The organism is Kitasatospora sp. NEAU-69 (assembly GCF_057158765.1).
In genome coordinates, this window is sequence record NZ_JBWXUE010000007.1 from 156,666 (window position 1) to 169,079 (window position 12,414).

A 12,414-nucleotide genomic window follows, 5' to 3' on the forward strand; every position below is an offset into this window, starting at 1 on the left:
GTCGCTCAGATCGCGATGATCTCGACCGCCGCCGCCAGCCCGCGGAAGTCGGCGGCATTGCGGGTGAAGAGCGGCAGCCCATGCGCCGACGCGGTGGCAGCGATCATCAGATCCATCCGGCGGGGTCGCGGATCGCGCCCCGCCGCGATGGTCAGGGAGACCAGCGTCCCGTACCGGGCCGCGGCCGCGCCATCGAACGGCAGCGGATCGAAGCCGGCGACGGCCGCGCCGAGCTTCTCCAGTCGCCCGGCCCGAGCAACCGGGTTCTTGGCCATGGCCACACCCTGCTGCAGCTCCGCCAGGCTGATCGCGGTCAGCTCCGGGTAGCGCGGCAGGCTCGCCGGGTCGAGCAGGTCCAGATCGATGTACGTGCAGGTGTCCAGCACGCCTGAGTCGCGGCGCTCAGCCACGGCGGCGCTCGAACGGGTCGTCGTCACCGATCCGGTCCTCGGACCCGAAGAACTCGTCGGCTTCCCGTCGCATCTCCGCATAGTCCACCCGCGGCAGTCGGGCGTGCAGGGCCACCAGTTCCTCGGCGCTCAGGCGCCGGCGTCGCGCCAGCGGCCGCAGCTCGGCAACCTCTACCCCGTTGCGCGTGATGTGAAAGGTCTCGCCCGCCTCGACTGCGTCCATCACCGCAGCGGAGCTGTTGCGGAACTCGCGCTGAGTAATCGTCTTCATACCTCAATGGTAGCCATGCAGGACACGCTGTGCTACGCCGAGCGCCATGCCGAAAAAGACCCGGGGCGTCGTACGATCGACAGAACGTTCCCCGAGGAGGCCCGCCCGTGCATCCGTTCGCACTGCTGCTCGGCCTGCTCCAGTTGGTGACCGGCCAGCTGCTCGCTGCCGACGCTCCCAGCCTGACCGCGCTCGCCGCGGCCGCCACCCTCGTGCTGCTGGCCGGGGTGGCCACCGGGACCTTCGTGCTCGCCCGGCTGCTCGGCGCACGGGCCCCGCAGGCCGTACGGGACGGGACGCTGCGCCGGCGCGCCTTCCGCACCGCGTTCCTGCCGCAGCGTGATCCGGACGCCCGGGGGCGCCGCCGGCCCAGGGCGCCGGGCGCGGCCCTGGCGGCCGCGTAACCAACCCCTGCACCGCTTTACGCGGCCGTCCGCCGTCTCACATTCCCGTAGACGCCGGAGGGCTCACCCCGCATGTCCATCTTCTCGATCTTCGACCCCGCCGTCGGCCTCGCGCACGGCGCCGTCGCCGCCTTCACCCAGTTCGTCCCGGCCGCCGCGGCGATCGTGCTCTTCACGATCTGCGTGCGCCTGGCCCTGCACCCGCTGGCCCGGGCCAGCGCCCGCGGAGAGAAGAGCCGCGCCCGGCTCGCCCCGCAGATCGCCGAGCTGCAGCGCAAGCACAAGGGCCGCCCGGAGCAGCTCCAGGCGGCCATGGCCGAGCTCTACAAGGCCGAGCAGGCCTCACCCTTCGCCGGCTGCCTGCCGATGCTGGTGCAGCTGCCGTTCTTCTCGATCATGTACCGGCTCTTCACCCTGCCGACCGTGCAGGGCCGGCCGAACGACCTGCTGCACCACACGCTGTTCGGGGTCCCGCTCGGCCTCCACGTCGGCGGCGCGCACGGCCCGGCCCAGCTCGCCGTCTTCGGCGCGCTGTACGCGGCGCTGGCCGGGGTCGGACACCTGACGTTCCGCCGGACCCGGGCGGCGATGGCGGCCGCGCCGCAGCAGCAGCCGGGCGGCGCGCTGATGCCGTACCTGTCGTTCGGCACGGTGCTGTTCGCGGCGCTGGTCCCGCTCGCCGCCGCGCTCTACCTGCTCACCACCGGCGTCTGGAGCGCGGCCGAGCGGGCCTGGCTGCACCGGGACGCCGCCCCGGTGCAGCCGGCCCAGCCGGCCCAGCCCGCGCCGAGGACTCAGCCGCGCAACCAGCCGGCCAGGTAGGCGTCGATCTCGCCGTTGATCCGGGCCTTGCCGGCCTGGTCCAGGAACGAGGCCTCGACCGCGTTCCTGGCCAGGCCGGCGATGCCCGCCTCGTCCAGCCCGAGCAGCTCGGCGGCGACCTTGTACTCGGTGTTCAGGTCGGTGCCGAACATCGGCGGGTCGTCGCTGTTCACCGTGACCAGCAGACCGGCGTCGGCGAAGCGCTTGATCGGGTGCTCCTCCAGCCGCTCGACCACCCGGGTGGCCAGGTTCGAGGTCGGGCAGACCTCCAGCGGGATCCGGTGCTCGCCGAGGTAGTCCATCAGCGCCGGGTCCAGGTACGACTGCGTGCCGTGCCCGATCCGCTCGGCGCCCAGGTCGCGGATCGCGTCCCAGACCGTCTGCGGGCCGGTCGACTCGCCCGCGTGCGGGACGCTGTGCAGGCCGGCCGCCCGGGCCCGGTCGAAGTACGGCTTGAACTGCGGGCGCGGCACGCCGATCTCCGGGCCGCCGAGGCCGAAGCTGACCAGGCCGTCGGCGCCGACCTCCAGCGCGAGCCGGGCGGTCTCCTCGGCGGACACCAGACCGGCCTCGCCGGGGATGTCGAAGCACCAGCGCAGCACGACGCCGAAGTCCCGCTCGGCGCACTTGCGGGCGTCCTCGATCGCCTCCATGAACGCGACGTCCGGGATCCCGCGGCGCACCGAGCTGTACGGCGTGACGGTCAGCTCGGCGTAGCGGATCTGCTGGCGGGCCATGTCCTCGGCGACGCCGTAGGTCAGCGCCCGGACGTCCTCGGCGTCGCGGACCAGGTCCACCACCGAGAGGTACACCTGGATGAAGTGCGCGAAGTCGGTGAACGTGAAGTACTCGGCGAGCGCGGCCGGGTCGGCCGGCACCGCGGACTGCCCCTCGTACCGGGCGGCGAGTGCGGCCACCACCCGCGGTGAGGCGGACCCGACGTGGTGCACGTGCAGTTCGGCCTTCGGCAGACCGGCGATGAACGCCTCGATCCCGCGCGACATCTTCTTCTCCTTGTACGTCCGGCTAGACAGACTTCGCATCATGGCACGAGCGCCGCGGTCGGCCGCAGCCAGCCGCAGTGAGCCGCCGCACAGCCCCGGTCAGCCCTGGTCAGCCTTGGTCAGCTGCCGAGCGCGGTCGAGACCGTGTGGATCAGCAGGCCGGCCAGCGCGCCGACGACCGTGCCGTTGATCCGGATGAACTGCAGGTCGCGGCCGACGTTGGCCTCGATCTTGCGCGAGGCGTCGTCGGCGTCCCAGCCCGCCACCGTGTCCGAGATCAGCGAGGTGATCTCGGTCCGGTACGTCTCCACCACGTACTGCGCGGCGTCCTGCAGCCAGCGGTCGGTCTTCGCCTGCAGGCGCTCGTCGGTGGCCAGCCGGGCGCCGAACGAGCGCAGCCCGTCGCGGATCCGGCGGCGCAGCTCGCTCTGCTCGTCCTCGGCGGCGCCGAGCACCAGCGTGCGCACCGCGCCCCAGGAGGAGGCGATCAGGTCCTGCACCTCGCCGCGGGCCAGCAGGTCGGCCTTCGCCCGCTCGACCCGCTCCTTGGTGGCCGGGTCGGTCTGCAGCTCGACCGCGAAGTCGGCGAGGAAGGTGTCCACCGCGCCGCGGGCCGGGTGGTGCGGGTCGTCGCGGATCGCGGTGACGAAGCGCATCAGCTCCTTGTAGACCCGCTCGCCGACCTGGTGGTCGATGAACTTCGGCGTCCAGCCGGGCGACTTTATGGCGACCTTGTCGACCACGTCGCCGTGGTGCTGCTCCAGCCAGTCGTGCGCGCGCACGGTGACCAGGTCGACGACGCCGTGGTGGCCGCCGTCAGCGACCACCTTGCCGAGCAACCGGCCGATCGGCTCGGCGACCTGCACCTGGGCCGCCCGCCGGGTGACCGCCTCGGCGACCACCGCCTGCACGTCCTCGTCCCGCAGCACCGCGAGCACCCCGCGCAGCGCGGCGGCCGCCTCGCTGGTGACCCGCTCGGCGTTGCCGGGGGCGGCCAGCCACTCGCCGAGCCGGCGGGCGATGCCGAGCGCGGCCAGCCGGCTGCGCACCACGTGCGCGGAGAGGAAGTTCTCACCGACGAAGTCGCCGAGCGAGCGGCCGAACGCGTCCTTCTTCGTCGGGATGATCGCGGTGTGCGGGATCGGCAGGCCGAACGGCCGGCGGAACAGCGCGGTGACGGCGAACCAGTCGGCGAGCGCGCCGACCATGCCGGCCTCGGCGGCCGCCGAGACGTAGCCCGTCCAGCTGCCCCAGCCGGCCGAGCCGGCCCAGGTGGCCAGCGCGTAGACCAGGGTCGCGAAGGCCAGCAGGCCGGTCGCGATCGTCTTCATCCGCCGCACACCGCGGCGTTTCTGCTCGTCTGCGGCGGTGAACCGGACCCCGGGGGCGGTCGGCGCGGCCGTGTGCTCGCTCTCCACTGGACCAGTGTTACTGATCTGATCTCATTTACGGCGCCGCCCGCCCCCGGTTTTCCCCTGGTATCCGGCCGGCCCGACACCCGGCTGGTCCGGCGCCCGGCAGGACATCGCCTACTGGCTGACCGTCGCCCCCGCGTACATCCGGGCGATCACGTCCTCGATCACCGGTTCGCGCACCGAGAGGTCCTGCAGCGGGTACCGCTCGGCGACCGCGGCCACGATCGGCGCCGCGCTGCGCTCGGCCGGGAACGCCAGCCACTGCCGGGCGCCCTCCACCCTGACCACCCGCGCGCCCGGCACCTCGATCGGCGCCTCGGCCCGCACCAGGTCCACCACCAGCGTGCGCTCGCTCTCGCCCGCCGCGTGCAGCTCCGGCAGGCCGCCGTCGTAGACGACCCGGCCGTGGTCGATCACCATCACCCGCCCGCACAGCTGCTCGATGTCGGTCAGGTCATGTGTGGTCAGCAGCACGGTGGTGCCGGAGGCGTTCACCTCGCGCAGGAACTCCCGCACCCGGTTCTTGCTGAGCACGTCCAGGCCGATGGTCGGCTCGTCCAGGTAGAGCACCTGCGGGTCGTGCAGCAGCGCCGCGGCCAGGTCGCCGCGCATCCGCTGGCCGAGCGAGAGCTGGCGCACCGGTGTGTCGAGCAGCGGGCCGAGCTCCAGCAGCTCGACGCAGCGCTCGAAGTTGACCGCGAACCTGGCCGGCGGGACCCGGTAGAGCCGGCGGGCCAGCTCGTAGGAGTCGCGCAGCGGGAGGTCCCACCAGAGCGTGGTGCGCTGCCCGAAGACCACGCCGATCCGCCGGGCCAGCGCGACCCGCTCCCGTGCCGGGTCCACTCCGGCGACCCGCAGCCGGCCGCTGCTCGGCACCAGGATCCCGGTGAGCATCTTGATCGTGGTGGACTTGCCCGCGCCGTTCGGGCCGATGTAGCCGACGCACTCCCCCGCGTCGATGGTGAAGCTCAGCCGGTCCACGGCGCGCACCTCGCGCCGCTCCCGGCGCAGCCGGCCCGTCTTCGTGCGGATCACGAAGGTCCGCGACACCTCGTCGAGTTCGATCAGTGCCATGTCCCTGCCCCTTCCGATTCTGTGGGCCTTCCGATTCCGATGGTCGATCAGCTGCCGGTGCCGCGGTAGGCCCGCAGCCCCGCCCGCCAGGCCAGCCCGGCGGCCAGCACGGACAGGGCCGCCGCGACCGGCCCGGCGTACTGGAACGCGGCCGGCAACCCGAGCGGGTCGGGCCGGCCGAGGACGTGCAGCGCGGGCAGCCAGTTGACGAAGGCGAGCGGGATCCCGAAGGTCGCCCCGAGCAGCAGGTCCTTGGCGAAGATGCTCGGCGGGTACTGCAGCAGCGTCGCGCCGCCGTACGTGAAGGAGTTCTGCACCTCCTTCGCCTCGCCCCACCAGAACTGGAGCGTCGAGCCCCCGACGAAGAGCGCGGCGAAGATCACCGCGCCGCACACCGGCATCGAGCCGAGCAGCAGCGCCTTGCCCCAGCTCCACCGCACCGGCAGCGCGTGCAGCGACCAGACCAGCACCGCGAGCGCCTGCGCCGGGCGCCCGAGCCGGCGCAGCGAGAAGCGCTCGGCGCAGACCATGGACAGCGTCGGCGCCGGGCGGATCAGCAGCACGTCCAGCGTGCCGGCCCGGATCCGGTCGCCGAGCGAGTCCACGCTGCCGACCAGGAAGTCGGCCAGGCCGATCGAGAGCCCCGAGGTGCCGTACAGCAGACCGACCTCGGGCAGGCTCCAGCCGCCGATCCGGCGTGCCTGGTGGAACATCAGCAGCAGGACGACGAAGTCGAGTCCGGTGATCAGCAGGCTGGCCACGGACATCAGGACGAAGGAGACCCGGTAGGCGAACGCGGCGCGCATCCACATCGCGGCCGACAGCCGCCAGGACGTCACCGCCCACCGGAGCCGGCCCGGCAGGCTCACCGCCGCGAGGTTCAGGGACGACTCAGCCACCCTGGACCACCACCTTCCGGGTGGCGAGCCGCAGCCCGATCCGCCCGGCGCCGAACAGCAGCACCGCCCAGAGCAGTTGGAACCCGAGCTCGTCGAGCACACCGCGGCCCGGGTGGCGCTCCAGGAAGACGTCGCACGGCAGCTGCACCATCGCCGCCCACGGCAGCGCCCGGGCCGCCGTGCCGAGCCAGGACGGGAAGAGCGTGAGCGGCAGCAGCATCCCGGAGAGGAACATCGAGACGACGACCGCCAGCGCCCGCACCCCGTCCGAGTCGTGCAGCCAGAAGCCGGTGAGCGAGACCAGGAACCGCAGCCCGAAGCTGACCACCACCGCGAGCAGCACCGAGACCAGGAAGAACGGCCAGGTGGCCGGGCTGTGCGGCAGCCGCGCCCCGAACAGCAGCACGCCGACGGCCAGCGGCACGCCGCCGCGGGTGATCAGCTGGAAGCCCGCGCGGCCCAGGTCGGTGGCCAGCCACCAGCCCTGGAAGTCCACCGGGCGGTAGAGATCGACGGCGATGTCGCCGGTGCGGAAGCGCGCCTGCACCTCGTCCTGGAAGCCGCCGCCCCAGGATGCGACGACGACCAGCAGCGCCTGGCTGACCCAGATGTAGGTGACCGCCTGGCGGGTGTCGTAGCCGCCGAGCCCGGGCCGGGCCCGCCACAGGGCCAGGAAGGTGGCGGCCAGGATGGCGCCGAAGACGCTGTTGGTGAAGGCACCGGAGAGGGTGGCCGCGCGGTAGGTCGAGTAGCGGCGGAACGCGCCGCGCGTGATGGCCAGGTAGAGCCCGGCCGAGTGCTTCATCGATTATCTCCTTATCGACATTTATGACCAGCTGACGGTGACCGGAAGCAGGGCGTGCAGGATTCCCGCACGCGCGCCGAGCGCGCCGACGAGCCCCGACCGGCGGACCCGGGGGGTCCGGGCGCGGTCGGGGCTGATCGGCTATGAGGTTGTCTCACTCCACGCTACCCGCGCGGGCGGTCGGCCCGCAGCGGATTTTCTGACCGAGTGCTACCGGCCGTTCACTGCTTCGGCCGGGTCGTTCACTGCTTCGCTTTTGCAGCCGCGATCGCCGCGTTCAGCTGGTCGGCCGCGCGCTGGAGCTGGGCCACGGTGTCCGGCGACACCGACCGGGTGGCCGGCTTGGCGCCCCGGTCGGTGGCGGTGCTGTCGTCCGGGGCGGCCGTGGGCACTGAGGTCGGCAGCGAGGTCGGCAGGCTGGGCAGCGTGACCGGCAGGCCGAGACTGGCCAGCAGGCCCTGGAGGGTCGCCAGCAGGCTGCTCACCAGACCGGTCAGCCCACCGGTCAGCCCGGACACGTCGGGCAGCGCCGGCAGCGCGGGCGTCGGCAGCGAGGCCGGCAGGGACGTCGGCAGCGAAGTGGGGAGCGAGGGCAGCGACGGCAGACCGGCGGACGGCGCGGAGACCGTCGCCGGAAGGCCGCTCAGCGTCGCGAACGGCCCGGAGAGACCGGACAGACCGGAGAGGCCGGAGAGCCCGGGCAGGTCCGGCAGGTCCGCCCGGTCCGAGGCCGCCACCGGCAGCGACAGCACGCGAGGCGCGTCCGGGTCGCGGAGCGGGACGGCCGCGGTCGCCGCGGTGACCGAGGTGAGGCTCATCGCCGCGCTCAACGCGGCAGCCGTCCAAATGGCACGCATGGGGTTGGTTCTCCTTGACGCAGTGGAATCCCCGAGTGGATGGGGCCTTAAGTGCCCCGCTCCACACCGTGCGCCCGCCACGCCGCAGCGGCCACCGCTACTCACCCGAACGCGTGGCTCCCCCGCGCAAAGTCGTCCCATCCGACGTCCGCACCCCGACGTCGGCACACTGCCGCTGATGCCCCGACAGCTGAGGGCCCGTCCGGTGCACCCGGACGGGCCCTCAGCAAGCCTGCGGGATCACAGGTACAGCCCGGTGGACCCCTCCGAGTCCTTCAGCCGCTCGGCCGCCACCGCGTGCAGGTCGCGCTCGCGCAGCAGCACGTAGGTGGCGCCGCGCACCTCGACCTCCAGCTTGTCCTCCGGGTCGTACAGCACCCGGTCGCCCGGCTCCACCGCGCGCACGCTCTGCCCGACGGCGACCGCCTCGGCCCAGGTGCACCGCTTGGAGAGCTCGGCCGTCGCCGGAATCAGGATTCCGCCGGTCGAGCGGCGCTCGCCCTCGCTGCCCTCGGTCTTCACCAGCACCCGGTCGTGCAGCATCCGGATCGGCAGCTTCTCGCCGAGCCGGTCGTGCCGGCCGTGCTCGGGGTGGCCGGAGTGCCCGGAGTCCTTGCTCGCTTCGTCGTTCACGCTCACGCCCAGACCGTACCTGGCGCGGGTCGGTGCCGCGGCGCTGGCCCGCCCGCTGGCGCGGTCCGGTGCCGCGGCCGTCCGGACCGCGTCACTTCTCCTTGCGCTTGCGGGCCGAGGCCACCAGCAGCAGCACGCCGACGCCGACCAGCGCGACCGGCACGATCCGCTCCTTGCGCGGGTTGCCCTTCTCGTCGGTGAACTGGGCCTTCAGCTGCTCGACGCCACGGTTCGCACCGACGTACACCCGGGCGATCCGCTGCTCGACCGTCGCCTGCGCCTTCGCCCGGACCTGCGCCGCCACCGTGGTGGGGTGCACCCGCATGGCCAGCTCGTCCAGGGTCGCGGCCAGCTGGGTCCGGGTGCGCTCGATGTTCGCCTCGATCTCGGCGGTCGTGCGCCCCGCGTCGTCTCGGGCCGCGTCCTTCGTCTTCCCCTTGCCCACCCGGGCCACCTCACTCGCCTCGCGTCACGGTCGTCTGCTCCGTCTCAGTCTGTCAGCTCCGCCGCCGGGCCGCGCAGTCCCACCCACCATCAGGGGTAGGTTTGCTGACAGCACGACCACCAAGTCCAGCACCAGGAGCGACCTGATCGTGAGCGAGCGCCTCCAGGCGGGCGACACCGCCCCCGCCTTCTCCCTGCCCGACGCCGACGGCAAGCAGGTGTCCCTCGCGGACCACCTCGGCCGCAAGGTGATCGTCTACTTCTACCCGGCCGCGCTGACCCCCGGCTGCACCACCCAGGCCTGCGACTTCACCGACAACCTGGCGGTCTTCGCGGGTGCCGGGTACGACGTGATCGGCATCTCCCCCGACAAGCCGGAGAAGCTCGGCAAGTTCCGCGAGACCGAGCACCTCAAGGTCACGCTGCTCTCCGACGAGGAGAAGAGCGTGCTGGAGGCCTACGGCGCGTACGGCGAGAAGATGAACTACGGCAAGACCTACGTCGGCGTGATCCGCTCCACCGTCATCGTGGACGAACAGGGCAAGGTCGAGCGCGCACTGTACAACGTCAAGGCCACCGGCCACGTCGCCAAGCTGCTGCGCGACCTCAAGGTCGGCGCCTGACGCTCCGCTGGTGACCCGCGGAAAGACGGCGGCGGCCCCGGCTCCCCCACACAGGAGCCGAGGCCGCCTTCCCACCGCGACGCAGGATCGTCAGCCGGGCAACCCCACTGCCCGCTCGCCGCTGCGGCGCTGCTGGATCACCACAGCGACCACCAGCAGCGAACCCTGCGCCACGTTCTGCCAGAACGAGTTGATCCCCTGGACCGTCAACCCGTTCTCGAGTGCACCGAGCAGCGCGACGGCCAGCAGCGTGCCGCCGATACCGCCCTTGCCGCCCTTGAGCGCGCAACCACCGAGCGCCGCCGCGGTGATCGACTGCAGCTCCAGGCCCTCACTGCCGGAGACCGGCTGGCCGGAGCCGGTCCGCGCGGTCAGCAGGATGCCCGCCACGGCCGCGACCACGCCGCACAGGCCGTAGGCCGCGATCAGGTACTTGTTGATGTTGATACCGGCAAGTCGGGCGGCGGTGTCGTTGCCGCCGATCGCGTAGATGTTGCGACCGATGTCGGTGTACTTGAGCATCACGTGCACGGCCAGCGCGACGACGATCAGGATCCACACCATCACCGGCAGGCCGGCGATCTTGCCGCGGCTGAGGAAGATGAAGACGCTGTCGTTGAGCACGTAGCCCTGCGCGGCACCGTTCGAGATCAGCTGGGCGACGCCCTTGTACGCGGCCAGGCCGGCCAGCGTCGCGATCGTCGCGTTCACCCGGCCGTAGACGATGATCACGCCGTTCAGCACACCGATCAGCACGCCGACGCCGACCGAGGCCAGCATGCCGAGCAGCGAGTTGCTGCCGGTCGAGGTGAAGACCATCGCGCTGACCACCGAGGCCAGACCGGCCTGCGAGCCGACCGAGATGTCCAGGCCGCCGCAGATGATCACCACGGTCTGCACCACGGCCAGCAGGCCGCTGATGGTCACCGCCTCGGCGATCACCTGGATGTTGTTCCAGCTCAGGTAGTTGTCGTTCAGCGAACCGAAGAGCGCCAGCAGCACGACCAGCGCGGCGATCAGGCTCAGGTTCTGCCCGCCGACCCTGGCCAGCAGGGCGCCGACGCCGGACTTGCCGCCGCCGTTGGCCGGCGGCACGCTCCCGGGGGCGGCCTTGTCGGAAACGGTCGTGGTGCTCATGCGGTCCTTCCTTCGTTACGCGCGCCAGCCGACCCCGGGTCGGTTGCCGCCAGATCGTTTGCCGCCGGCTCAGTTGTCGCCAGGTCATCGGCCATCGCGAGCGACAGGATCCGCTCCTCGTTGGCCTCGGCGCGGTCCAGCTCCCCGGTGATCCGGCCGTTCTGCATCACCACCACCCGGTCCGCCAGCCCGAGCACCTCGGGCAGCTCGGAGGAGATCACCAGCAGCGCGACCCCCTCCTTCGCCAGGTCGGCGATGATCTGGTAGATCTCGGCCTTGGCACCGATGTCGATGCCGCGGGTCGGCTCGTCCAGGATCAGCACCTTCGGCTTGCGGGCCAGCCAGCGGGCGAGCACCACCTTCTGCTGGTTGCCGCCGGAGAGCTTGCGGACCTCGTGCTCGATCGACGGGGTGCGCACCCGCAGCCGGTCCGAGAACTCCTGCGCCAGCTGCTTCTCGGCCGAGCTCCGGACGAACCGCCAGCGCCGCAGCCGCTCCAGCACGACCAGCGTCGTGTTGTCCCGGATCGACCGGTGCAGGAAGAGCGCCTGTGCCTTGCGCTCCTCGGGGGCCAGACCGAGCCCGGCCCGGATCACCTCGCCCGGACGGCCCGAGCGCAGCTGCTTGCCTTCGAGCAGCACCTGCCCGCTGCGGATCGGCAGGTCACCGGCCAGCGCGAGCGCCAGCTCGGAGCGGCCGGCCCCGATCAGGCCGGCCAGGCCGACCACCTCGCCGGCCCGGATCTGCAGGCTGACGTCGGTGACGTCGTCGGTGGTCACCCCCTGGATGTCCAGCACCACCCGGTCGGTCGCCACGTTCTGACGGACGAACATCGCCGACAGGTCGCGGCCGACCATCATCCGCACCAGCTCGCCCTCGCTCGCCGTCGCGGCGTCCAGCACGCCGGCCAGCGTGCCGTCGCGCAGCACCGCGATCCGGTCGGCGAGCTGGAAGATCTCCTTCATCCGGTGCGAGACGTAGATGACCGCCACGCCCTGGTCGCGCAGCCGGCGGATCAGCGCGAAGAGCGCGTCCACCTCCTGTTCGGAGAGCGAGGAGGTCGGCTCGTCGAAGGCGATCACCTTCGCCTCGCCGGTCAGCGCCCGCAGGATCTCCACCAACTGACGCTGAGCGGGCGTCAGTTCGGAGCCGAGCAGGTCCGGGTCGAGCACCCGGGAGAAGCCCAGCCGGTCCAGGTCGGCGGTGATCCGCCGACGCAGCTCCGCCCGGTCCAGCCGGCGCCCCGCCGCCCGGGGCAGCGCGCCGGCGTAGACGTTCTCGGCGACCGAGACGTGCGGGATGATCTCCGGTTCCTGCGGAATGATCCGGATGCCCATGGCCCGGGCCCGGGCGGGCGAGTGCAGCGCCACCTCGGCGCCGTCCAGCAGGACCCCGCCCTCGGTGGGCTGGTGGTCACCGGTGAGGATCTTCAACAGGGTGGACTTGCCGGCCCCGTTCTCCCCCATCAGGGCAGTGACCTGCCCCGCCGGGAAGTCCAGCGTCACCCCGCCGAGCGCCCGAACCTCGCCGAAGCGCTTGCCGAGCTCACGGACCCCGGCCCCCGCTGTCATCGTCTTGGTCGTCACAGTCGGTTCCTCTGACTACTTCCTCTGGCT

15 protein-coding genes are annotated in these 12,414 nt (G+C 72.2%); 3 read left to right on the forward strand and 12 right to left on the reverse strand.

The window, feature by feature from the left end:
• Nucleotides 1-5: 5 nt before the first annotated feature.
• Nucleotides 6-437 (reverse strand): PIN domain-containing protein, encoded by a 432-nt coding sequence (locus tag AC060L_RS10730; protein WP_483798402.1) that lies wholly within the window; start codon nt 435-437, stop codon nt 6-8.
• Nucleotides 403-681: a type II toxin-antitoxin system Phd/YefM family antitoxin gene (locus tag AC060L_RS10735; RefSeq protein ID WP_483798403.1), complete on the reverse strand. Its 279-nt coding sequence runs from the start codon at nt 679-681 to the stop codon at nt 403-405. The genes AC060L_RS10730 and AC060L_RS10735 overlap by 35 nt, the downstream gene beginning before the upstream one ends.
• 107 nt (nt 682-788) lie before the next feature.
• On the opposite strand from AC060L_RS10735, the gene AC060L_RS10740 reads away from it, so the two are divergent.
• Both AC060L_RS10740 and AC060L_RS10745 read left to right on the forward strand, forming a co-directional pair.
• Nucleotides 789-1,085 (forward strand): DUF6412 domain-containing protein, encoded by a 297-nt coding sequence (locus AC060L_RS10740; RefSeq protein WP_483798404.1) that lies wholly within the window; start codon nt 789-791, stop codon nt 1,083-1,085.
• 72 nt (nt 1,086-1,157) lie between these two features.
• Nucleotides 1,158-1,907, forward strand: coding sequence for a YidC/Oxa1 family membrane protein insertase (locus tag AC060L_RS10745; protein WP_483798405.1), 750 nt, complete (start codon nt 1,158-1,160; stop codon nt 1,905-1,907).
• Here the strand turns inward: AC060L_RS10745 and AC060L_RS10750 are convergent.
• The 8 genes from AC060L_RS10750 to AC060L_RS10785 form a co-directional block, all read right to left on the reverse strand.
• The gene (locus AC060L_RS10750) at nt 1,880-2,950 is read right to left on the reverse strand and encodes an adenosine deaminase (protein ID WP_483798499.1); all 1,071 of its coding nucleotides are present in this window, start codon (nt 2,948-2,950) and stop codon (nt 1,880-1,882) included. The genes AC060L_RS10745 and AC060L_RS10750 overlap by 28 nt on opposite strands.
• Nucleotides 2,951-3,030: 80 nt before the next feature.
• Nucleotides 3,031-4,329 carry a DUF445 domain-containing protein gene (locus tag AC060L_RS10755; RefSeq protein ID WP_483798406.1) on the reverse strand — a complete coding sequence of 433 codons (1,299 nt, stop codon included), beginning with the start codon at nt 4,327-4,329 and terminating at the stop codon, nt 3,031-3,033.
• Nucleotides 4,330-4,440: 111 nt separating this feature from the next.
• Nucleotides 4,441-5,400, reverse strand: coding sequence for an ABC transporter ATP-binding protein (locus AC060L_RS10760; RefSeq protein ID WP_483798407.1), 960 nt, complete (start codon nt 5,398-5,400; stop codon nt 4,441-4,443).
• A 47-nt stretch (nt 5,401-5,447) separates the two neighbouring features.
• Complete coding sequence (locus AC060L_RS10765; protein ID WP_483798408.1) at nt 5,448-6,299, reverse strand: ABC transporter permease; 852 nt, start codon at nt 6,297-6,299, stop codon at nt 5,448-5,450.
• Nucleotides 6,292-7,104, reverse strand: coding sequence for an ABC transporter permease (locus AC060L_RS10770; protein ID WP_483798409.1), 813 nt, complete (start codon nt 7,102-7,104; stop codon nt 6,292-6,294). Before AC060L_RS10770 ends, AC060L_RS10765 begins: the two co-directional genes overlap by 8 nt.
• 242 nt (nt 7,105-7,346) lie before the next feature.
• Nucleotides 7,347-7,961: a hypothetical protein gene (locus AC060L_RS10775; RefSeq protein ID WP_483798410.1), complete on the reverse strand. Its 615-nt coding sequence runs from the start codon at nt 7,959-7,961 to the stop codon at nt 7,347-7,349.
• 240 nt (nt 7,962-8,201) lie between these two features.
• A complete protein-coding gene (locus tag AC060L_RS10780; protein ID WP_483798500.1) occupies nt 8,202-8,504 on the reverse strand; it encodes a GroES family chaperonin in 303 nt (100 codons plus the stop codon).
• Nucleotides 8,505-8,685: 181 nt separating this feature from the next.
• Entirely contained in the window at nt 8,686-9,039 is a 354-nt protein-coding gene (locus AC060L_RS10785) for a DUF3618 domain-containing protein (RefSeq protein WP_483798411.1), read from the reverse strand.
• A gap of 148 nt (nt 9,040-9,187) precedes the next feature.
• Between AC060L_RS10785 and bcp the strand changes: the two genes are divergently transcribed.
• Nucleotides 9,188-9,661: a thioredoxin-dependent thiol peroxidase gene (gene bcp / locus AC060L_RS10790; RefSeq protein ID WP_483798412.1), complete on the forward strand. Its 474-nt coding sequence runs from the start codon at nt 9,188-9,190 to the stop codon at nt 9,659-9,661.
• A 90-nt stretch (nt 9,662-9,751) separates the two neighbouring features.
• On the opposite strand, the gene AC060L_RS10795 is transcribed toward bcp, so the two are convergent.
• Nucleotides 9,752-10,798, reverse strand: coding sequence for an ABC transporter permease (locus AC060L_RS10795; RefSeq protein ID WP_483798413.1), 1,047 nt, complete (start codon nt 10,796-10,798; stop codon nt 9,752-9,754).
• The gene (locus AC060L_RS10800; RefSeq protein ID WP_483798414.1) at nt 10,795-12,384 is read right to left on the reverse strand and encodes a sugar ABC transporter ATP-binding protein; all 1,590 of its coding nucleotides are present in this window, start codon (nt 12,382-12,384) and stop codon (nt 10,795-10,797) included. Before AC060L_RS10800 ends, AC060L_RS10795 begins: the two co-directional genes overlap by 4 nt.
• Nucleotides 12,385-12,414: the final 30 nt, after the last annotated feature.